Here is a 20,852-nt window from a genome sequence, read left to right on the forward strand (position 1 = left end):
ATTTCGAGAGTCTTCGGAGGAGTCGCCCTGGATGATTCCGGACTCGTTGATTGAAAAACGAGGCTCCGACAACAATCCCGTGTCCCCCCGGTATTCGGAGTCACCTTGCCCCGTCACATCACCCTGCTCGCGCTCCTCGTGCTGTCCCTCGGCCTCTCCGCCTGCACCGAGGACGACGTCTGTACGGAGATTTCCACCTGCGGCTCGTGCGCGAGTGAGTACGTCGCCAATGCCTGCAAGTGGTGCCCGTCCGACAGCACCTGCTCCGCGTATGGCGAGAACAGCTCGTGCTCGTATTCGGAGCTGAAGGACGACGCGGACGAGTGTGGCGGCACGTCGGGCTCGTGCACCAGTCCGTACTCGGGGCCGGCGGCGGACCCGCAGTCCTCCGCGTTCTGCCAGGCCGCGTACCACTACGGCTGCCAGGGCAACACGTTGAAGCGCAACGACAACTGCCGCGTGTACGCCCAGTTCGAATCAGACAATCCGGGCATGCCTTCCTGCCCCTACTGCCCCTGAGCCGATAGGTTCGAGGAATCCATGAGCGACGAAAACCCGAGCATCCTCTCTCACGTCTCCGTCGGAACGAATGACTTCGCCCGCGCGGTGGCCTTCTACGACCAGGTGCTCGCCACGCTGGGCTGTCGTCGGGTGCTCGACTTCCCCAACGCCGTGGCCTACGGCAAGCAGTTCCCGGAGTTCTGGGTGCAGATGCCCCTCGACGGACAGCGCGCCACCGTCGGCAACGGCACGCACTTCGGCTTCATCGCCACCTCGAAGCAGATGGTGCACGCCTTCCACGCGGCCGCGCTCGCGGCGGGAGCCACCGACGAGGGCGCCCCCGGTCCGCGCCCGCTCTACGGCGAGCCCTACTACGGCTGCTTCGTGAGGGACCCGGACGGCCACAAGGTGGAGGCGTCCTTCTGGGATGCCTCGCTGGGTGACGCGCACGGCGCCTGAAGCAGCCCCCCACCCACGAGCGATGCGGGCCCGCGGGAGGGGCGTTCAGCGGGCGGCGGAGGGCACCGCGGGCTCGGTGTCATGGCGGTAGATGACGCCCTCCTTCATCACGAAGAACACGGCCTCCGTCTTCCGGATGTCCTGGAGCGGATTGCCCGGCACCGCCACCACGTCCGCCAGCTTCCCCGGCTCCAGCGTGCCCAGCGTGGCGGACACGCCCAGGAGCTCCGCCGCGTGCACCGTCGCCGCGCGCAGGGCCTCGGCCGGCGCCATGCCCGCTTCCACCAGCAGCGCGAACTCGCCCGCGTTGCGCCCGTGCTCGAAGACCCCCGCGTCCGTGCCGAAGGCGATGCGCACGCCCCGCGAAATCGCCTTGCGCAGCGACTGCTTGCGCGCCTCGTCCACCGCGCGCACCTTGCGGATGTTGTCCTCCGGCAGGCGGCCCTGGTCCGCGCGCTCCTTCACGCCCTGGAAGGCCATGGCGGTGGGCACGAACCAGGTGCCCTTGCGCTTCATCAAGTCGAGCGCCTCGTCATCCAGCAGCGAGCCGTGCTCGATGGAGTCCACGCCGGCGCGGATGGCCCGCCTGGCCCCCTCCGCTCCGTGGGCATGCGCCGCCACCTTGCGCTTGCGCGCGTGCGCCTCATCCACAATCGCATCCAACTCCGCCTGGGTGAGCTGCGGCGAGTCCACATCCGAGTTGAGGCTCAGCACGCCGCCCGTCGCGCACACCTTGATGAGGTCCGCGCCGTACTTGAGCGTGTCGCGCACCTTCGCGCGCAGCGCCTCCGGCCCGTCCGCCACGCCCGCGCCCGTCTCGTCCGCCAGCACGCCCTTGCGCCAGGAGTTGCCCTCGTCGCAGTGGCCGCCCGTCGTGCCCAGTCCCGCGGTGGCCGTCAGCATGCGCGGCCCCACCACCGTGCCTCGGCGGATGGAGTTGCGCAGCCCCACGTCGATGAAGTCTCCGGCGCCCAGGTTGCGCACGGTGGTGAAGCCTGCCATCAGCGTCGCGCGCACACGCGGCAGGGACTCCAGCGTCTGCTCCGGAATGGTCCGCTGGAGCGAGTCGATGACGTCCTGCCTCCAGTCCTCGCCCGGCTCGCCCGTCAGGTGCGTGTGCGAGTCCATGAAGCCAGGCAGCAACGTGGCGTCCCCCAGCTCCACCACGCGCGCGCCCTCTGGCGCCTTCGCGCCCGCGCCCACCGCCGCCACCTTGCCGTTCGTCACCACCACCACGCCCGGCGTGACGAGCTTCCCCGTCTTCGCGTCGAACAGGCGCGCGGCCTTGAGCACGTAGGCCCGGGGCGGCTCGGCCGCGGAGGAAGGGAGTCCCAACACCAGGCAGGCCACGAGGAGCGCACGTCTCATGAGGCCCATTGCCCTCCGCTCCCCCCACCCGAGTCAAGCGCCCGGGTGCATTCCCACCGTGAGCGCACCGCGCGCTCACGGAAGAAGCCGGAAGCCCCCTACACCTCGCGCAGCTTCCAGGTGCCTCGCCGGAAGAGGATGGCGGAGACGATGGCCAGCATGGAGAAGGCCACCGTGAGGGCCAGGAAGACGCCCGAGGGCCCCATCCCGACAGGCCCCGACAACACCCACGCCAGCGGCAGCTCGAGCAACCAGAAGCAGAAGATGTTGATGAGGGTGGGCGTGGCGGTGTCCCCCGCGCCGTTGAACGACTGCGTGAGCACCATGCCGAAGGCGTAGAAGAGGAAGCCTCCGCTGATGATGCGCAGCGCGTGGGCCCCGTAGTCCACCACCGCCGCGTCGGGCGAGAAGGCGCTCACCAGGGGCTGGGCGAAGACGATGAACAACAGCCCCAGCGAGCCCAGGAAGACGGCGTTGATGACGCCCGCCGTCCACACCGCGCGCTCGCCGCGCTCCGGCTGCTTCGCCCCCAGGCTCTGCCCCACCAGCGTGGCCGCCGCGTTGGCCAGGCCCCACGAGGGCAAGAGCGCGAAGAGGACGATGCGCATGGCGATGGTGTAGCCCGCCACCGCCGCGCTGCCGAACGTCGCGACGATGCGCGCCAGCACCACCCAACTCGTGGTGTTCACCAGCGACTGCGCCGTGCCCGCGCCGGACAGCTTCAGCATGGCCAGCATCGTCCCCGGCTCCAGCCGCAGGTGCTCGCGGCGCACCTGGAGCCGCCCGCTGCCCCGCGCCAGCCGGTAGAGCTGGTACACCACGCCGCAGCTGCGGCCGAACGTGGTGGCGACCGCGGCGCCCATGACGCCCAGCTCCGGGAAGGGCCCCAGGCCGAAGATGAGCATGGGCGCCAGGACGATGTTGATGGCGTTGGCCAGCCACAACACGCGCATGGCGATGGCCGCGTCCCCCGCGCCCCGGAAGATGGCGTTGATGAGGAACAGGAGCAGCACGCTGCCCATGCCGCCGAGCATCACCCGCGTGTAGCGCACGCCGTGCTCCAGCACCCACGGCGAGCCGCCCATCAGCTCCATCAACGGCCGGGCGAACACGACGCCCGCCACCGCCACGGGAATGGCCAGCAGCACCCCCAGGCCAATGGCTTGCACCGCCGTGCGCGCGGCCCGCTCCGGGTCCTTCTCACCGATGCGGCGCGACACCAGCGCCGTGGCGCCGATGCTCAGGCCCGCCGCCGCCGCGTAGATGATGGTGAGCAGCGACTCCGTCAGGCCCACCGTCGCGACGGCATCCGCGCCCAGCCGCCCGACGAAGAACACGTCCACCACGGCGAAGATGGACTCCATCACCATCTCCAGCACCATGGGGACCGCGAGCAGGAAGATGGCCCGCTTCACCGGCAGACCCGTGAGGTCCCGCTCGGTGCCATGCATGGCTTCCTTCAGCGAAGCCCAGAGCCCCACCGCGGGTTCCCGCGACGACGGCGCATCCACCTCCGACATTTCCGGCCTCCATGCCGCCCCGAACCTGGGCCCTTCTGGCAGGAAGGCGCGGGCGCGTCCAGGGACGGCCGCCGCCGTCATCGGCTGACCCCGGGCCCGGAGCACGTCGGGAGGACGAGCGGGCGGGCCCTTGTCCTTCGCGCCCGGACGAGCGTGCGTGGAGGTCGCTTGCCCCGTACCGGAGGCGGAGCCCCGAGGGGTTGGTCGTCCTGCCTCGAACACCCATCCAGCGCCGGCGGGCCGTCCTTCTGTCCCGAGCCGAGGTGTAGCTTGCCCCCACTCATGGTGACGAGCTTTTCGCGTGTGGCACCCTCCACGGACCCCAGTCAGGGCGCCGCTCATTTCCGTCTGGCCAGCAGTGCGCGCCTCCTGGGACGCATGCACCTGGGACCGGGGGTCCACGTCGCACAAGGCGCGGTGGTGTGCTCTCCGGAAGGCGCGGTCCAACTGGGCGCGGGCTCCGCGGTCCGGGAGAACGCCGTGGTCATCGGCACGGCCCGACACCCCGTCGCGGTGGGAGAGAAGACCGCGCTCGGTCCGAGGAGCCTCATGCTCGGCGCATCGGCGGGCCACCTGTGTGACGTGGGCGCTGGCGCCATCCTCATGCCCGGCGCGCAGCTGGGAGACCGCTGCCTCGTGGCGGATGGCACGCTGGTGCCCGCGGGCATGTTCGTGCCCTCCGATTCCGTCGTCGTGGGGCGGCCCGCCCGGGTCGTCCGCAGGGTCGACACCGGCGACCTGGAGCGGCTGCGCACCGCGCGAGGCGGCACCCTCTCGCTGCCCGAACAACCCCTTACCCCCTTCTTCGCGAGAGACCGCGCCGAGGACGCTCCCATGGGACAGCTGTACTCCTTCCGAGACAAGCACCCGCTCGTCCACCCCACCGCCACCCTCTTCTCCTCCTGCGAGGTGACGGGAGACGTGCTCATCGGACCGGGCGCCATCATCGGCCCCGGTGTGAGAATCGTGGGCGAGTCCCACGTCCCACTGCGAATCGGCGCGGGGGTGCGCATCCACGCCAACGCGGTGGTGCACCTGCAGCCGGGCGGCTCGCTCGTCATCGAGGACGGCGTCTTCATCGGGCCGGGCTGCCTGGTGCACGCCTGCTTCGTGGGCGCGGGGACGGTGGTGGAGCCAGGCGCCATCCTCTGCGACCGCAGCCGCCTGGGCCGGGGCTGCATCGTTGGCGCGGGCAGCCTGGTCCGCGCGGGGACCCTGTTCCCGGACGCGGCGCAGGTGGACGGCTTTCCCGCGGTGCAGACGGGCTTCCTCTCCGCGCTGCCACCCGCGCCCGTCTGGGCCCTGCGGCCCGAGGACCTGCCCGAGCTGCGCCGCGTGAGCTGAAGACCGTGTCCGGCGGGCGCGCCACACCCGGAGGCCGTGCGAGGCCCCGGCGGGTCGCCCGTCAGCGCGTGCGCCGCGCGTGCCGTAAGGCACCTCCGTCCAAATCGTGAAGGAAGCGGGAAGCCGCGCGGGGAGTGGCCGGGTGGGCCTGGCCGCGCGGGGACCGGACGGAGGGCTTTCACGGCGAGGGCGAGATGTGGCAGGCGCCGGGCACCGAAGGACTTCAGGAGATTCATCGAGGACGCCGCTACGTCGTCCTGCGGACCTGGGGACAGGACGGCAGACCCCTCGTCATCAAGCAGGTCCGCCGAGGTCCGCTCGCCGTCGGCAGCGGCCCCATGCTGCGCCACGAGGACGCGCTCCTGCGCGAGCTGCGCGACGCGGTGCCGGACATCTCCCGCGTCGTCTCGCTCACCGAGGAGCCCTCACAGCCGCTCGCGCTCGTCCTGGAGGACGCCGGGCCCCACAACCTCCAGGAGTGGCTGCATCGCAGGCCGGTGGGCGTGGAGGTCTTCATGGAGCTGGCCCTCCAGCTCGCCGGCATCCTCTCCCGCCTGCACCAGCACCACGTCATCCACCGCGACCTCAACCCCACCAACCTCGTGATGAGCGCCAGCGGCCAGCGCCTCACGCTCATCGACTTCGACCTGGCCACGCGCGTCTCCGGACTTGCGCCCTCCGGGGACATGCCCGGAGAGCTCCAGTGGGCGCTGGCCTATATCGCCCCGGAGCAGACGGGCCGGATGAACCGGCTCATCGACCACCGCGCGGACCTCTACTCCCTGGGCGCGACGTTCTACGAGCTGCTCACGGGCCTGCCGCCCTTCACGTCCGCGGACCCCGTGGAGCTGGTCCACGCCCACCTGGCCCGGCATCCCGTGCCGCCCGCGTTCGCCAACCCCGCCGTCCCTCGCGTCGTCTCCGACATCGTCCTCAAGCTGCTCGCGAAGATGCCCGAGGAGCGCTACCAGAGCGCCGACTCCCTCCTCGTGGACCTCCAGGAGGTCCGCCGCAGGAAGGGCGCGGACCTGTCCGACGACTTCGAGCTGGGGCGGCTGGACCTGGCCCGCCAGTTGTCCCTTCCCGAGCGACTGTATGGCCGCGAGCCGCAGCAGGCCGAGCTGCGCGCGGCACGGGAGCGGGTGCGCCAGGGCACCAGCGAGCTGCTCCTCCTGTCCGGCGCGGCGGGCATCGGCAAGTCGGCGCTGGTCCACGAGCTGGCGCGAGACGCGGCGCGCGGCGACCGGCTGCTGACCGGCAAGTTCAACCAGCTCCAGGGCAACGTGCCCTACTCCGCGTTCGTCCAGGCGTTCCAGGGCCTGCTGCGCGAGCTGATGGAGGAGGCTCCGGAGGCGCGGGACATCTGGCGTCAGCGGCTGCTCGGCGCCCTGGGCCCCCACGCCCGCGTCATCAGCGACGTCATCCCCGCGCTGGAGGAGCTGCTCGGCCCGCAGCCCCTGCCACCGAAGCTGGGACCGGTGGAGGCGTCCGCGCGCTTCCATCTGCTCTTCCAGTCCTTCGTGCAGGCGCTGGCGACGCCCCGCCATGTCCTGCTCCTCTTCCTGGATGACCTCCAGTGGGCGGACCCCGGCTCGCTCCAGCTCCTCAAGAGCCTCTGCGGAGACCCCGGCTCGCTCCACGTCCTTTTCGTCGGTGCCTGGCGCTCCCAGGAGGTCGGCCCCGAGCATCCGCTGCCGCGGCTGTTGAGCACGCTGGAGGAGCAGGGGGCGATTCCCTCCCACGCCTTCGAGCTGGAGCCGCTGGATGCCGCCGCCATCACCGCGCTGTGCGCGGACACCTTTCGCCGCGAGCCGTCGGAGGTGGCGCCCCTGGCGGAGCTGCTCCTGAACAAGACCGCGGGCAACCCGCTCTTCCTCACCCGCCTGCTGCGGCTCCTGCACACGTCCGGACTGCTGAACTTCGATTTGGAGCAGGGCACGTGGACGTGGGAGCTGGAGCGGCTGCGGCGCGTGGAGGTGACGGAGAACGTGGTGGAGCTGATGCTCGCCGCCATCCGTCGGCTGCCGGAGCGGGCGCAGTACGTGCTGGAGGTCGCCGCCTGTCTGGGGGACCGGGTGGAGCTGGGCCTGCTGTCATCACTCGTCGACGAGCGCGCGACGGAGGACACGGCCTCCGCCTTGTGGAGCCTGCTGCGCGAGGGGCTGCTCATTCCGGAGAACGAGCGCCCGCAGGCGCGCACGGAGGACACCCCCATCACCCCCGAGGCCACGTATCGCTTCGCGCATGACCGCGTCCGACAGGCCGCGTACTCGCTGCTCACCGAGGACCAGCGCGAGGAGCTCCATCTGGCGGCGGGGCGCCAGCTCTTGCGCGGGGCGCGCGGGGACGTGCTCGAGGAGCGCCTCTTCGCGGTGGTGGACCACCTGTCTCGCGGCGCGCGCAAGCTCAGCGGCGCCGGGGAGCGCCAGACGCTGGCGGAGCTGCTCTTCCGCGCGGGCCTCAAGGCCAAGGAGGCCTCGGCCTTCGGCGCGGCGCTGGTGTACCTCACGCGGGGACTGGCGCTGCTGCCCCGCGAGGACTGGCCCCGGCGACACGAGCAGATCTTCCAGGTCCACAAGGAGGCGGCGGAGTGCGCCTACCTGTCCGGCAACGGGAAGCTGGCCGAGGAGCTGCTCCACACCGCCCACGAGCACGCCGCCTCCGCGCCGCGCAAGGTGGACCTGTACGTCCTCCAGGTGCTGGCGCTCCTGATGAACGGCCACTACGCGGAGGCCCTGCGCGCGGGCCAGGAGGGGCTGCGCCTGTTCGGGATGGAGCTGCCCGAACATGGCTACGCCCAGGCGCTCGCCTCGGAGCGGGCGCGGATGGAGCAACACCTGCGCGGGCGCGCGGTGGAGGAGCTGCTGGAGGCGCCCCTGCTGGAGGACCCGCGCTACCTGGCGTGCGTGCAGCTCCTGTCCGAGCTCGTCACGCCCGCGTTCTTCGTCGACCCGAACCTCTTCTCGTACCTCAACACCCTCGCCCTGGTGCTCACGCTGGAGCATGGCAACTCCCGCTGGGCGCCCGCGGTGTACGCCTGTCACGGGATGCTGCTCGCCAGCGAGGGCGACGCCGCGAGCGCCTATACCTGGTGCAACCTGGGCGTGGCGCTGGCGCGGCGGCTGGGTGACGCGCGCCAGGAGTGCCGGGCCCTCATCACGCTGACCCTCAACATCAATCACTGGCGCGCGCCCCTGCGCACCAACCTGTCGCTCTTGCGGCGCGCCGTCACCACGGGGCTGGCCAGCGGCGACCTCCAGTTCACCAGCTACGCGCTCACCACCGTCGTCTCCACCGAGCTGGCCATGGGCACCGAGCTGGTGCGCGTCCTGGGCTCCATCGACACCAGCCTGTCCTTCGCGCGCCGCGCGGGCGTCCAGGTGATGGCGGACGTGTCCATCCTCTCCCGTCAGGCCATTCGCGCGCTCCAGGGCCGCACCCACCAGCTCGCCCGACTCAGCGACGACGACTTCGACGAGCAGGACTTCCTCGACTCGGGGCTGACGACGCACACCAGCCTCTATCTGCACGCCCTCTTGAAGCTGCTGGTGGCGTATGTGCTGGGCGACCTGGACGAGGCCCTGAAGATGTCGCGCGAGGCGCTGCCCTACGAGCACTTCGCGCAGGGCTTCTTCCGCAACGTCGACTTCAACGTGCTGACGTCGCTGACGCTGGCGGCGCGGGCCACCCGTCTTCCCGAGGAGCGCGAGGCGATGCTCGGCCTGCTCGCGGAGAACCAACGGAAGCTCGGCGGCTGGGCGGAGACCTGCCCGGAGAACTTCCGCCACAAGCACCAGCTCGTCTCGGCCGAGGTGGCCCGACTGGAGGGGCGGCACCTGGAGGCCATGGCCCTGTACGACAGCGCCATCGACGGCGCCCACACCGAGGGCTTCCTCCAGGACGAGGCCCTCGCGAACGAGCTGGCGGGGCGCTTCCACCAGCAGCTCCATCACAAGCGCTTCGCCACGCTCCACCTGCGCGCGGCCCTGGACGGCTACACGCGCTGGGGCGCGCAGGCCAAGGTGGTGCTGCTGGAGGAGGAGTTCCCCGAGCTCAAGTCCCTGGTCGACCGCTCCTGGAGCGAGCCGGGCATCACCCCGACGAGGCCCGATGCCCCGGGCGCGTCGCTGGATTTGCTCACGTTGCTCAAGGCGTCGGAGACGCTGGTGGGCGAGGTGGTGCTGGACCGGCTCCTGGAGAAGCTGATGGCGGTGTGCTTCGAGGCCGCGGGCGCCACGCGGGGCGCGCTGGTCCTGGATGAAGCGGGCGCGCTCCGGGTCCGCGCCGTGGGCGCCATCTCCGAGCCCGTCAGCCTGGAGCGCACGCCCCTGGCGCATGCCAGCCAGGTGCCCATCACCCTGCTGGAGCACGCCTTCCGCACCGGGGAGACGCTGGTGCTGGCCGACGCCGCGCACCAGGGACGCTTCGTCCAGGACGCCTATGTCCTCCGCCGCGCCGTGAAGTCCGCGCTGGCCATCCCCATCCAGCGCCATGGCAAGACGGTGGGCGTGCTCTACCTGGAGAACGACCTGGCCACCCGCGCCTTCACGCCCGAGCGCGTGGGGGTGCTGCGCACGCTGTCGTCGCAAATCGCCATCTCACTGGAGAACAGCCGCCTGTTCGAGCAGCTCCATGTCGAGGTGCAGGAGCGCCGCCGCGCGGAGCGGGCCGTGCGCTTCCTGGCCGACTCCGGACTCGCGCTCGCGGAGTCGCTGGATTTGGAGCAGACGCTCGCGAAGGCCACGCGACTGGTGGTCCCCTTCCTCGCGGACTGGTGCATGTTCACCGTCGTCGAGCGAGGCGACACGCTGCGCACGCTGGCGGTGGCCCACGTGGACCCGGTGAAGGAGGCGCGCCTGCGCGAGCTGCTGGAGCACTACCCCGTGGACTGGACGTCTCCGCCCGCCGTCATCCACGCGCTGCGCACCGGCCAGCCCTTCCTGCGCGCGGACGTCACCGACTTCATGCTGCGCGAGCACGGCCACGGCCCGGAGTATGTCGAGCGCCTGCGCGAGCTGGGCTCACAGGCGGCCATGCACGTGCCGCTCATCGCCGGAGGCAGGACGCTGGGCGTCGCGACGTTCGTCTCCGGCACGCCCGGTCGCCGCTACAGCGAGGTGGACCTGGGCCTGGCGCAGGAGCTGGCCCGCCGCGCCGCCGTCTGCATCGACAACGCCCGCCTCTACCGCGAGTCCCAGGATGCCATCCGCCTGCGCGACGAGTTCCTCAGCGTCGCCTCCCATGAGCTGAACACCCCGCTCACGTCGCTGCGCCTCATGGTGCAGACGCTCTTGCGTCACACGCCCCAGGGGCTGCCGCCCGTCGCCATCCGCGGACTCAAGACGCTCGACAGCCAGAGCCTGAAGCTGGCCACGCTGGTGGAGGAGATGCTCGACATCTCCCGCCTCCAGGCGGGGCGTCTGGATTTGCACCTGTCGCGGGTCGACCTCGTGGAGGTCCTCGGCGCTGTCACCCGGCGCATGCAAGAGCCCCTGAAGCGCGCCGACTGCGAGCTGGCGCTTCATGTCGAGGGAGAAGCGTTGGTCGGCCGCTGGGACGCGGCGCGGCTCCAGCAGGTGTTCGTCCACCTCGTCTCCAACGCGCTCAAGTTCGGCGCCGGCAAACCCATCACCCTGCGGGCCTGGGGCGACGCGGACGTCGTCCATGTGAGCGTCCGGGACGCGGGCATCGGAATCGCCGCCGACCGGCTCGCCCACATCTTCGAGCGCTTCGAGCGCGCCGTCTCCGTGCGCGCCTATGGGGGGCTCGGGCTCGGGCTCCACCTGGTGCGGGAGCTGGTCACCGCGCTCGGAGGCTCCATCCGCGTGGAGAGCACGCCCGGCGAGGGCAGCACCTTCACCGTCGAGCTGCCCCGCGAAGGACCTCCGGACACGCCCGCGTGACGGGAGGGCTGGCGGACAGGTGCCACCCCAAAAAGACAGCACCCGGGTGGCCGCCACGAAGGCCCCCCGGGTGCTTGCTTCAGACCAGCGATGTGACGTGAAGGACTAGTACGCGCCCTTCAGCGTGACACCGGTGTAGGCCGAGTAGCCACGCACCATCACGTAGTACTTGCCCGCCGTGGTGTTCGTCAGGGCGCACGTCTCGACGTTGCCCGACAGGTACGGACGGCAGTTGTAGGTGGTCGTGGTGGGGGCCGCGTTGAAGCGCACGTACAGGTCCGCGTCGCCCGTGCCGCCCGTGGTGGTGAACGTCACCCGGGTGTTGGCCGGCACGTCCATCGTGTAGTTCACGGAGGAGCTGGCGGCGCCCGCCAGGCCCGTCACCGGCACGTTGTTCTGCAGCACGTTGGTCGGAGGAACAACCGTGCTGAACGAGCCCGTCAGCGTCGCGCCGGAGTAGGTGGCGTACGCGCTGATGAGCACGTGGTAGACGCCCGCCTGCGCGGTGGGGATGGTGCAGGTCTCCGTGTTGCTGCTGCTCTCCGACTTGCAGTCGTAGGTGGAGGAGCTCGGCTGCGAGCCGAACCGGACGAACAGGTCCGCGTCACCCGTGCCACCGGCGAGCGTGAACTTGAGGTTCGTGGCGCCGGCCGGGACGGTCAGGTTGAAGAACTTCTGGTTGCCCGTGGCACCGCCCAGGTTGTTCACCGGGATGCCGTTGGTCAGCACGACGGACGGCTGGGGAGGCAGGGTGACGCCCACGCCCACCGCTTCCCACGCGGCCTTCACGGCATCCTGCGTGGCCTGGTCATAGCCGAGGTCCAGCGCGGCCTGGATGGTCCACGTCTTCGCCTGAACGAAGGTGGTGGAGGCCGTGTAGATGTCGGTGTTGGCCTTGTACCAGATGCGGGCGGCCTTCTCGACGCCGATGGCCGGCACGGAGATGGTGGAGCGGCCGCGCGGGTGCGTGCCACCCTTGGAGAGCAGCGCGAACGCCAGGTTCGGGATGCCCGAGCTGTAGTGCACGTCCGTGCCGGAGGTGAAGTCGGAGGCGAAGTCCAGCGAGGCGCCGTCCTTCTTCGGGTCATCCATGTAGCGCAGGGCGTCGTTCGCCGTGCCCGGCGTCCACACGTCCTCGCCAATCATCCAGATGGCGGGCGTGGTGGCCCAGGAGCCGGAGGCCCAGCTCTCGCAGATGGCGGAGAAGGTGTCCGACATCGCCTCGTTCAGACCGCCGGACTGGCCGGAGTACGTGAGGTTGGACTCGTTCTCCGTCACGGCGTGGGTCAGCTCGTGGACGGTGACGTCCGCGTCCTTGCCCAGCTCGATGGAGTTCACGCCGTCGCCGTCGCCGTACACCATCTGGGTGCCGTCCCAGTACGCGTTCACGTAGTTGCTGCCGTAGTGAACGGTGCTGATGAGGGTGGCGCCCGCGTTGTTGATGGAGTCGCGGCCGAACAGCGTCTGGTAGCAGTTGTACGTGTACCCGAGCTGGTCGTAGTTCATGTCAACGTGGGCGTCGCCGATGGCGGCCTGGCCCTCGCTGCGCTTCAGCGTGCCCGGCGTGCTGCTGCCGTTGTTGGCGCTGTACACGCGGCGGTTGAGCGCGGAGTGGATGCGCGGGTGACGCGCGACCACACCGGCCTGGCCACGGGCGTCGACGAACACGTCGTCCACCAGCGGGATGCCCTCGACCTGGGTGCCGACGACGCGCACCTGCCACGCCAGGAAGAGCTGCTCGTTCACGTCACGCACATAGACGAGCCGGGGCTCGCCCTCGGTGGAGATGCCGGTGCCGGCCGTGGCGCGGGCCGCCGCACGGGCCGCCGCGGAGCCATCCACGCGGGGAACCGCGGGCAGGTCCTGGCCGTCACGCGCGGAGCTGTTGGCCGCGTACACCTGGCCGTCCGGGCGAACGTGCAGCACGAGCTCGCCGTTGACGACCTCCAGGCCGTTCTTCGTCTGCCGGTAGCGCAGGTGCTGGTTGCCCTGGGCGTCGGTGCGGGCCTTGTTGAGGAACATGTCGTCCGCGCTCAGGCGGAAGATGGGGGCGATGCCCGACAGCGCGGGAGCCGCGGCGAAGGCCGCGTGGCCCACGGAGAGCGCGGACAGCGTGCGCTCCACCTTGCCCAGCTCACCGACCACCGTGAAGGGGATGCCGTCGGAGTGCACGCCCGCCACGCCCGCACCCGGCAGCTTCCCGAGGGAGCCCTGGATGTCGCCGCCGGACTTCGCTTCAGGAGCCTTCGTCTCGTCTCCCGTGGAATCCACGGTGCCGCACGCAGTGAGCGCTACTCCCAGCCAAGCCGCACCAATCGTCTTCAGGACTCGATGAGCCAAACGCACTACCTCCGGTAGAAAGACGGGATAGTCGTGACACACCTGGAATCAGGATTTCAAATACAAAATCGAAAATTCATGTTTCCGATTATTTCCTGACATGATTTGTAAAGCTCATTTACGCGTTTTTCCTTGTTGAGCAAGAAACGTCCAGACCGGGTGCGGGGTAACAGCTCACAGGGAGAAGCGGGCGGTAGAAGTCGACCCTGCCTGAAACACGGGCGCGTCTGTGAGGAATTCGAACGTTCTTGAGAGACATTGATGTCGAAGAAATGAGCCGATGTGACGACGGATGGGAGGAGGGCCGGCCTCGCGGAGGTGGGTGGCCTGCTACAGTGACGTACTTGTCCGGCGCGAGGGCTTCGCGCCTGGTGCCTGGGGGCGCGCGCCATGGGGCATCCCGCCGTCGAGAACGAGACTCCGTTCGCCTTTGACCTGATGGGGCTCTGCGACGAGGAGGGGCGTCCGTTGCTCCTGCTCGTGGTGAAGGCGACGTATGGACTCGGCGAGGCGGGGCTGACGTGGGTGAAGGCGCAGCCGAAGGTGAGCTGGCAGGGGCAGCCTTGGGGCGAGCCCGGAGAGTCCAGCTACCGGTACGAGGTGGAGAGCGCGTTCATCAAGCCCGCGACGGACGTGGTGTTGTTGGGCCATGCGCATGCGCGGCGCAAGGGGGACACGGAGGTGCTGGTGGCGCTCCAGGTGGGGCCGCTGACGAAGGCGGTGCGGGTGTTGGGGGAGCGCACGTGGTTCCGGAGCCTGGGGCGGGTGTCGGCGACGAAGCCGCTGCCGTTCGAGCGGATGGCGTTGCAGTGGGAGCGGGCCTTCGGTGGGTGGGACAGGACGGATGCGGGGAGGCCGGCGTTCGAGCCGCGCAACCCGGTGGGCACGGGCTTTCGCGCCAGCGCGAGACACTTCGAGGAGGGGTTGCGGTTGCCCAACCTGGAGGACCCGGCGGAGCCGCTGCGGGAGCTGGGGCAGCGGGTGACGCCGGTGGGGTTCGGCTTCACGTCACCGGACTGGCAGCCTCGGGCGCGGTACGCGGGGACGTATGACGAGGCGTGGAGCAAGACGCGCAAGCCGCTGTTGCCCAAGGACTTCGACCGGCGCTTCTTCAACGCGGCCGCGCCGGGGCTCGTGGCGCCGGGGTACTTGAAGGGGGACGAGGCGGTCATCATCGCCGGGGCTTCGCCGAAGGGACGGCTGGCCTTCTCGCTGCCCGGGCAGGCGCCGCCGGTCATCACGGTGGAGCTGGCGGGCACCGAGGACGCGAAGCCCGCGATGCACCTGGACACCGTCATCCTGGATGCCGACGCGGAACAGGTGACGCTGCTGTGGCGAGGGCATGTCCTCCTGGGGGACGGCCTGCACGACGTGCGGGGACTGCGTGTCACGGCGGAAGGTGTGTCGAAGCCCACATCGGATTGAGGGGCCGCGCTGGCCGATTCCGCGCACGGCGAGGGCCCTCCGGCGCCTGTCAGGCGGCCTCCCGCATGAATGCGCTATCATTCGTTGTCAGCCACCTCGTTCGCCAGGGCCTTCCGCATGAGCTCACACCCCGCCAGCAAGTCGAGCCAGCCCGGCCCCCAGGTGCGGGAGCCCATCCTCGGGAGTCGTTCCGGACAGCTCGTGGGACTCGAGGCCTCGGGAGCACCGCTCGTGGATTTTCCTGGCAACTCCACGGGCCCCGTCACCGCGCGACTGGCGGTCGCACTGGAGTCCCGGGCCCTCCAGGAAGCCGTGGCCCGACGCCAGAAGGTGGTCCTCCTCTTCGAGAACGGAGACCCGGCGCTGCCCTTCATCATGGGCCTCATCCACGAGCCCAGCCCCACGCCCTTGCTGGATGCCTTGCTGGAGACCGCCGAGCCAGCGCCACCGCCTACCGAGGCACACGTCGACGGCAAGCGGGTGGTCATCGAGGGCCAGGACGAAGTCGTCCTCAAGTGTGGCGAAGCCAGCATCACCCTGCGCCGCAATGGCAAGGTCATCATCAAGGGGACCTATCTGGAGTCGCGAGCGACGGGCACCCACCGCATCAAGGGTGGCTCGGTGGAGATCAACTAGACGACATCCAGCGCGCCCCAGGACGCTCTCTGGGGAGGGGGACTCGAACCCAGACTCACTCGCAGTGTATCCTTGACGGACCTGGAGGTGGGGCCATGGCCGTCAACACAGGCGTCAACAAGATGTCCGTCGTCACCAAGGACAGTGGGGGAGTCACCACGGCCTTCCCGGATGTGTGCAAGACGCCCAGCCCCGCGGGGCCCGTCCCCATTCCCTATCCCAACGTGGCCCAGTCCTCCGACACCGACAAGGGCACGAAGAAGGTGTCTGTCGCGGGCAATCCCGTGTGCGTGAAGGACTCCAACTTCAAGACGAGCACGGGTGACGAGGCGGGCACGGCCGGTGGCGGCGTGGCCTCCAGCAAGACAAAGGGCAAGGCGGAGTTCATCAACTTCTCCTTCGACGTGAAGTTCGAGGGGAAGAACGTGGCCCGCGCCTTCGACCTCATGCTCCACAACGACAAGAACACGCCGCCGTTTCCTCTCATGCAGGGACCGGTGGTCGCGGGCGCGGGGAGCAAGGAGGAACCCAAGTGCCTCGTCTGCAAGAAACACCTCTAGCAGAGTCCACGCCGCCGACTCGCCATGAGTTCGTCCATGCGCACGCAGGTGGGCATTCCTCCGGAAGAGGCCATCGCCATCACGGGACTCGGGATGGTGTCCGCGGTGGGCTCGGATGTGATTTCGAGCTGCGCAGCCGCGCGGGCCGGGCTGACACGCTGGCGTGAGCTGGACCTGGTCGTCAGCGACGAGCAAACGCTGGAACCCTTGCCGCTGAAGGGCCATGAGGTCACCTCGCTTTGCTGGGGCTTTCAAGGCTACGCGCGCTGGCTCCGACTCGCGGACGCCGCGCTGCGCGACCTGCTCGACTACTCAGGACTGGAGCGGGCCGCAGCCGAGAAAACAGGCATCCATGTCCAGCTTCCTGGCGATTGGCTGCAAGAGGTTCACCTCCAGGGAAACCTGCTCGACCAGTTCCCGGAGAAAGAACGGCCAAAAGTTCACGAAGACCTGGTCGCGGAGCGCGCCGAATGGAGAGAGCGCGTCACCCAGCGACTCATCCCGGAGCTCCTTGCCCTGGGCACGTTCCCTATCGTCCCGTCCCACCGGGCCTATACCTTTGGTGGAGCCGCGACCTTCACGTCGGTTCTCATGCGCGCGATTGCCTCCATCCAGAGCCGAGTGGTGGACCGGTTCATCGTCGGGGGAATCGACTCCTGGGTGGACGAAGAGGCGCTGCGTTGTGCCTTCGAGCTGGGACTGCTGCGCACGCCCAATCTCGCGGTGGGTCGATATCCCGGTGAAGCAGCGGCCTTCGTCCTCCTCGAGCGAGCAGCCGCCGCACGCTCCCGGGGAGCTCGCATCGAGGGATTCCTGGGTCAGGTTGCGTCTTGTTCGGAGGACGGCCACCGGTTCTCGGGGAAGGGCAGCACAGGCATTGCGCTCTTCGAGGCGATTTCAGCCTGCTTCCCCGTCGGAGCGCCTGCGAAGGACGATATCGGACTCTCCATCGTCAACCTCAACGGGGACGAACCTCGTGCCCGAGAGTATGGACACACCCTGGTCCGCCTTCAATCCGCGGGGCTGCCCACGCCTGACCAGCGCTGGTATGTGCCCGCGTCCTTCGGAGAGCTTGGCGCGGCGACAGGCGCGGCGGCGGTGTGTCTGGGCGTGCGAGGCTTCGCGAGGAACTATGCGCGGAGCGCCCGCATCCTGGTGGCACTGCTCGATGACGAATCCTCCCGGGGTGCCTTCATCCTGAGAGAAACACCCTGAGCCTTGCGTGGAGCCCGGCCCGCCGGATGAGAGGTCGTCATGAGCGATGAACATGTCCTTGAACTCGCGCACGACGAGTCGCATCAGCAAGACAGCGACGGCTGCGTGACCCGGTGCCTCTTCGAAGGGAAGGGAGCCAGGCGGGTCTACAAGTTCCCGAGCCACGACCACAAGAAGACGGGCTTCGACTACCAGGTCAGTCAGGGAGAGGACGCCTGGTACAACCTGCCCATCCACCAAGAAGGCAGCGCGGCCCGGAAGCGATTCCAAGCCATCTTCACCACGCCCTTCGCCCACGCATGGAGGGACCCCAGTCAACGCGTCGAGGTCTGGTACATGAACGCGGGCCCCTACAAGGACCTCAACTTCAAGGGCAGCCACATGTGGCCCTGGGGCAACAATGCGCACCACATCATTCCCGTCGATGATGCGCTGAGCAGGGTCTTCAAGCACGACCACCTCAAGACGCTCCAGCAAGCCAGGTACAACGTCAACGCGGGCATCAACATCATCTACCTGCCCACGAGCACGCGTCATGGAGAGCTATTCCAGCTTCTCACCCACCCCAGCTATCACAGCACCTACAGCATGGAAGTCCGCACCCGCTTGAAGTCCATCAAGCACAGGCTCGATGAGGCCGCCGACCCAGAGAAGCAAGCCCATCCCGACGTCACCCAGAAAACGCTTGCGAACATCGTCACCCAACTCAACACCTTCTCGGAGACGATGCGAAAACAGATCCGCGCAGCAGGCGTCCTGAAGCCCGGCGCTCACCTCAACGAACTGGCGAACATCCTTGCCACCCGGTAGGTCCAGCGCATGTCTTCCTTCTCCATCCTGGCCACCAGCGACGACCCTCGACACTGCCTCATCGACGAAGTCCCGGAGTCACTGGAGTCGAAGATGTGGCGCATCGCCGCGGGGCTCCCCATGGAGCATCGCTATCCAGCGGATGTCGTCCTTCCCATGGACAAAGGTCACAAGGGGCTGGTGGTCCCTGACCTTGTCAGCAATACCGAGCGAATCGCCATCGTCTCCACCAGGCTCAAGACGCTTCTTGAGCAGTATTCTGGGGCCCGCATCGAGTTCCTGCCCGTCTCCATCTCCAACCACAAGGGTCGCATCGCCGCGAAGGACTACTTCATCGCCAATGTGCTCGAACATGTGGACTGCATCGACAAGGAGCGCAGCGAGGTCGAGGAGCTGGACCCAGACCCCGCACGACTCTCGGGACTCTTCCGCCTTCGAGTGCTCGACGACCGGATTCCGGCGGAAGCGGCCCTCTTCAGACTCAAGCCCATGCCGCCCGCCATCCTCATTCGAGAGGACCTGCGTGCCCGACTGAGCGCCGAGAGTCTCTCCGGCATCCGCTACATCGAGCTGGGCGAAAAATGCGCCATCTACTGAGCCCTTGAGCCATGCCCGCCTCGACTGCGTTGGAGACCCTCCGGGATTCCTCTCTCTTTGGACTCGAGGAGGCCATCCGCGGCATCCAGCGCCGCGACGCGATGGAGCAGTCCGGGCAAGCCTACGTGGTCGCCGCCATGTGTCACCGTCGGCTCGCTTTCTGCGCACTGCTGGCGGACGCACAGCCTCGCTCCTTCTTTCGTCATCTCTGCCATTCCGCGCACGCACGGCATCAACTCCTCCGTCTCGTTGACGACGGCCACGGTGCCGACCCTCGCTTCCTGTGCGCGACCCGTGAGTTCCCTTTCATCGATGCCTTGGCCGCGGGCCAGCTCGACCTGGCTGTCGCACTGGCGCAGCTCGCCGCGCGACAGCATGAACCCACTCTCGAATATGAGGACGACTTCCTGCTCCACCACTTCCTTCACCAGTACTGCCTGAAGCTGCGGGGAGTGGGCACCGCGGACCTCTCCGCCATCCTGAAGCGCTGGGAGGTCGTCCTGGAGGGGAGCTCCGATACCTATCTCGAACTGTGCCGAACGCTGCTCGCTCATCAAGTCACCGCGTTTGACGAAGCACTCCAGGCCACAATCGACGCGCGCTTGTCGCAGTTCTCCAAGTTGACGAGAGACTCCGGGCCCAACGACGAACTCCGCAAGACGGAGGGCGCCCTGTTCATGAATGGGCTGGCGCTGCTGCGGCTGGCGGAAATGCAGGGCCTGGAGACGCGACGCGAATACATCACCATTCCTTCCCTGGCGCGTCTGCCCCTGGGGTTGGCCCCACCGCCCACGTCAGCCTGGATGAAGACGGAGTCCCAACACGTATGAGTTCCTCATCTCTTTTGAAGCCCTCGCGGTGGGATATCTACGAAGAGCATCTCGGCGAAGCGGCCTTCCGGTGGAGCCAGTGGGAGAAGGCGCTCGACTCACCTGACTACTCACTCGCGGAGCTGGCCGAGCTCGAAGAGTCGGGTGCGGCCCATCTCGATGCCCTGGTGTTGGGCGGCGAGCCCGTGGCCCATCGGCTGCTCATCTCCGCGCTCGCGGATGAGCCCGAGCACATTCTCGCAGGGGCACTCGCCCTGCTTCGCGCGGAGTCACCTCCCGGCCCTTCCGCCGTGCTCACGGCGCTCGCCGCCGCGGAACCCGATGCACTGGCTCCCTTCCAGCGGGCGCTCGAGCTGGCACCCACCCCCTGCATCCCACCGGAGTTCGCTTCGCTGCTGAAGAAGGCGGATGCGGCGCCTGAGCTGTGGGCCTCGGTGGTCGACGTGCTTGGCACCCATGGTCGGGCCACGGCGGCGCTGTGCGCTCCGCTCCTGTCGCACCCCGAGCCCCTCGTGGTCGCCGCCGCCCTGCGCACCCTGAGCCGCGCACGCCTCCCCGTGGAACCCGCCGTGCTCCAGCGGGCGCTCGGCTCGGATGCACCCGCCCTCAGGGATGTCGCGCTGACCGTGGGACTGATGAACGGACACATGGGCGCCTGGGCTGCCTGCCAGTCGGCGGTGGACTCACCCGCGCCAGGAAATCGACACCCCCTGCTCCTGCTCGGACTGAGTGGTGATGAGCGGGCCGTGACGCGGCTGGTGGGCTTGCTGTCTCACGAGAAGCTTCGGCCCGATGTGCTGTGGGCTCTCGGCTTCTCTGGACGCATCCAGGCCGCGGACGCGTGCGTGGAACTGATGCGCCACAAGCCCGTGGCGGCGCTCGCCGCAGAGGCTTTCAGTGCCATCACCGGGCTCACCATCGAAGGTGGCTTCGCCGCCGCGAAGGAGGACGCAGCGGACGAAGCCCTGACGCCATTGGAGGAAGACCTCGAACGAGACCTCTCCCCCAAGCCCGAGGACGACCTGCCCCAGCCCATGGCCGAACAGGTCGCGGCATGGTGGAAGGAGACACGGCCTCGCATGGACCCGAAGCAGCGCCATCTCTCCGGCCAGCCCTTCACCCCGCAGGGGCTCGTCGAGGCGTTGCTCAACGCCCCCCTCCGCAGGCGTCATGCCCTGGCACTGGAGCTGGCACTGCGCAGCCGAGGGCTGCATCAGGTCCCGACACGCGCTCCCGTGGAGCAACAAGTGCTCGCGTGGAAGAGTGTCCGCGCGGCCCCTGCGTCCAGCTTCAATCGGCCCTTCGCGGAAGGACTTCGGGGCTGAGACTGCTCCGCGAGGGTTG

15 protein-coding genes are annotated in these 20,852 nt (G+C 68.9%); 12 read left to right on the top strand and 3 right to left on the bottom strand.

The window, feature by feature from the left end; translation table 11 throughout:
* Positions 1 to 105 precede the first annotated feature (105 nt).
* Positions 106 to 519, top strand: coding sequence for a hypothetical protein (locus HUA75_RS37175; RefSeq protein ID WP_174465706.1), 414 nt, complete (start codon positions 106 to 108; stop codon positions 517 to 519).
* Between the two features lie 21 nt (positions 520 to 540).
* Complete coding sequence (locus tag HUA75_RS37180) at positions 541 to 960, top strand: VOC family protein (protein WP_141645442.1); 420 nt, start codon at positions 541 to 543, stop codon at positions 958 to 960.
* A gap of 45 nt (positions 961 to 1,005) precedes the next feature.
* Here the strand turns inward: HUA75_RS37180 and HUA75_RS37185 are convergent, their stop codons facing one another.
* Complete coding sequence (locus tag HUA75_RS37185) at positions 1,006 to 2,328, bottom strand: amidohydrolase family protein (protein WP_174489128.1); 1,323 nt, start codon at positions 2,326 to 2,328, stop codon at positions 1,006 to 1,008.
* A 98-nt stretch (positions 2,329 to 2,426) separates the two neighbouring features.
* Complete coding sequence (locus HUA75_RS37190) at positions 2,427 to 3,848, bottom strand: MATE family efflux transporter (protein ID WP_174489129.1); 1,422 nt, start codon at positions 3,846 to 3,848, stop codon at positions 2,427 to 2,429.
* Positions 3,849 to 4,226: 378 nt separating this feature from the next.
* Here HUA75_RS37190 and HUA75_RS37195 point away from each other — a divergent pair, with 378 nt between their 5' ends.
* Together HUA75_RS37195 and HUA75_RS37200 are read left to right on the top strand one after the other, a co-directional pair.
* Positions 4,227 to 5,192, top strand: a complete 966-nt coding sequence (locus HUA75_RS37195; protein ID WP_246137437.1) for a gamma carbonic anhydrase family protein — start codon at positions 4,227 to 4,229, stop codon at positions 5,190 to 5,192.
* Positions 5,193 to 5,386: 194 nt separating this feature from the next.
* Entirely contained in the window at positions 5,387 to 11,095 is a 5,709-nt protein-coding gene (locus HUA75_RS37200) for an AAA family ATPase (protein ID WP_174489131.1), read from the top strand.
* A 105-nt stretch (positions 11,096 to 11,200) separates the two neighbouring features.
* Here HUA75_RS37200 and HUA75_RS37205 read toward each other — a convergent pair whose 3' ends face one another.
* The gene (locus HUA75_RS37205; RefSeq protein WP_141645437.1) at positions 11,201 to 13,435 is read right to left on the bottom strand and encodes a M4 family metallopeptidase; all 2,235 of its coding nucleotides are present in this window, start codon (positions 13,433 to 13,435) and stop codon (positions 11,201 to 11,203) included.
* A 390-nt stretch (positions 13,436 to 13,825) separates the two neighbouring features.
* Here HUA75_RS37205 and HUA75_RS37210 point away from each other — a divergent pair, with 390 nt between their 5' ends.
* The 8 genes from HUA75_RS37210 (at position 13,826) to HUA75_RS37245 (ending at position 20,833) form a co-directional block, all read left to right on the top strand.
* The gene (locus HUA75_RS37210) at positions 13,826 to 14,860 is read left to right on the top strand and encodes a DUF2169 domain-containing protein (RefSeq protein WP_174489132.1); all 1,035 of its coding nucleotides are present in this window, start codon (positions 13,826 to 13,828) and stop codon (positions 14,858 to 14,860) included.
* Between the two features lie 117 nt (positions 14,861 to 14,977).
* Positions 14,978 to 15,496 (top strand): DUF6484 domain-containing protein, encoded by a 519-nt coding sequence (locus HUA75_RS37215; protein ID WP_174489133.1) that lies wholly within the window; start codon positions 14,978 to 14,980, stop codon positions 15,494 to 15,496.
* Positions 15,497 to 15,591: 95 nt separating this feature from the next.
* Positions 15,592 to 16,056: a DUF4150 domain-containing protein gene (locus HUA75_RS37220; RefSeq protein WP_174453774.1), complete on the top strand. Its 465-nt coding sequence runs from the start codon at positions 15,592 to 15,594 to the stop codon at positions 16,054 to 16,056.
* A 36-nt stretch (positions 16,057 to 16,092) separates the two neighbouring features.
* Complete coding sequence (locus HUA75_RS37225) at positions 16,093 to 17,271, top strand: hypothetical protein (protein ID WP_217446467.1); 1,179 nt, start codon at positions 16,093 to 16,095, stop codon at positions 17,269 to 17,271.
* A gap of 39 nt (positions 17,272 to 17,310) precedes the next feature.
* On the top strand, positions 17,311 to 18,081 hold the full coding sequence (locus HUA75_RS37230; protein WP_174489135.1) for an AHH domain-containing protein: 771 nt from the start codon (positions 17,311 to 17,313) through the stop codon (positions 18,079 to 18,081).
* 9 nt (positions 18,082 to 18,090) lie between these two features.
* Entirely contained in the window at positions 18,091 to 18,678 is a 588-nt protein-coding gene (locus tag HUA75_RS37235; protein WP_254627980.1) for an imm11 family protein, read from the top strand.
* 11 nt (positions 18,679 to 18,689) lie between these two features.
* Complete coding sequence (locus tag HUA75_RS37240) at positions 18,690 to 19,508, top strand: hypothetical protein (RefSeq protein WP_174489136.1); 819 nt, start codon at positions 18,690 to 18,692, stop codon at positions 19,506 to 19,508.
* A complete protein-coding gene (locus tag HUA75_RS37245; RefSeq protein ID WP_174489137.1) occupies positions 19,505 to 20,833 on the top strand; it encodes a TIGR02270 family protein in 1,329 nt (442 codons plus the stop codon). The genes HUA75_RS37240 and HUA75_RS37245 overlap by 4 nt, the downstream gene beginning before the upstream one ends.
* Positions 20,834 to 20,852 lie beyond the last annotated feature (19 nt).

Origin of the sequence: Myxococcus sp. CA040A (genome assembly GCF_013336725.1) — a bacterium.
GTDB classification, from domain to species: Bacteria; Myxococcota; Myxococcia; order Myxococcales; family Myxococcaceae; genus Myxococcus; species Myxococcus llanfairpwllgwyngyllgogerychwyrndrobwllllantysiliogogogochensis.

What these genes read in the sequence shown, in the direction of transcription:
- HUA75_RS37225 (WP_217446467.1), top strand. Translation starts at nt 16,093, where the DNA reads ATGCGCACGCAGGTGGGCATTCCTCCGGAAGAGGCCATCGCCATCACG.
- HUA75_RS37185 (WP_174489128.1), bottom strand. Translation starts at nt 2,328, where the DNA reads ATGAGACGTGCGCTCCTCGTGGCCTGCCTGGTGTTGGGACTCCCTTCC.
- HUA75_RS37240 (WP_174489136.1), top strand. Translation starts at nt 18,690, where the DNA reads ATGCCCGCCTCGACTGCGTTGGAGACCCTCCGGGATTCCTCTCTCTTT.
- HUA75_RS37190 (WP_174489129.1), bottom strand. Translation starts at nt 3,848, where the DNA reads ATGTCGGAGGTGGATGCGCCGTCGTCGCGGGAACCCGCGGTGGGGCTC.
- HUA75_RS37195 (WP_246137437.1), top strand. Translation starts at nt 4,227, where the DNA reads ATGCACCTGGGACCGGGGGTCCACGTCGCACAAGGCGCGGTGGTGTGC.
- HUA75_RS37245 (WP_174489137.1), top strand. Translation starts at nt 19,505, where the DNA reads ATGAGTTCCTCATCTCTTTTGAAGCCCTCGCGGTGGGATATCTACGAA.
- HUA75_RS37200 (WP_174489131.1), top strand. Translation starts at nt 5,387, where the DNA reads ATGTGGCAGGCGCCGGGCACCGAAGGACTTCAGGAGATTCATCGAGGA.
- HUA75_RS37230 (WP_174489135.1), top strand. Translation starts at nt 17,311, where the DNA reads ATGAGCGATGAACATGTCCTTGAACTCGCGCACGACGAGTCGCATCAG.
- HUA75_RS37215 (WP_174489133.1), top strand. Translation starts at nt 14,978, where the DNA reads ATGAGCTCACACCCCGCCAGCAAGTCGAGCCAGCCCGGCCCCCAGGTG.
- HUA75_RS37220 (WP_174453774.1), top strand. Translation starts at nt 15,592, where the DNA reads ATGGCCGTCAACACAGGCGTCAACAAGATGTCCGTCGTCACCAAGGAC.
- HUA75_RS37180 (WP_141645442.1), top strand. Translation starts at nt 541, where the DNA reads ATGAGCGACGAAAACCCGAGCATCCTCTCTCACGTCTCCGTCGGAACG.
- HUA75_RS37210 (WP_174489132.1), top strand. Translation starts at nt 13,826, where the DNA reads ATGGGGCATCCCGCCGTCGAGAACGAGACTCCGTTCGCCTTTGACCTG.
- HUA75_RS37235 (WP_254627980.1), top strand. Translation starts at nt 18,091, where the DNA reads ATGTCTTCCTTCTCCATCCTGGCCACCAGCGACGACCCTCGACACTGC.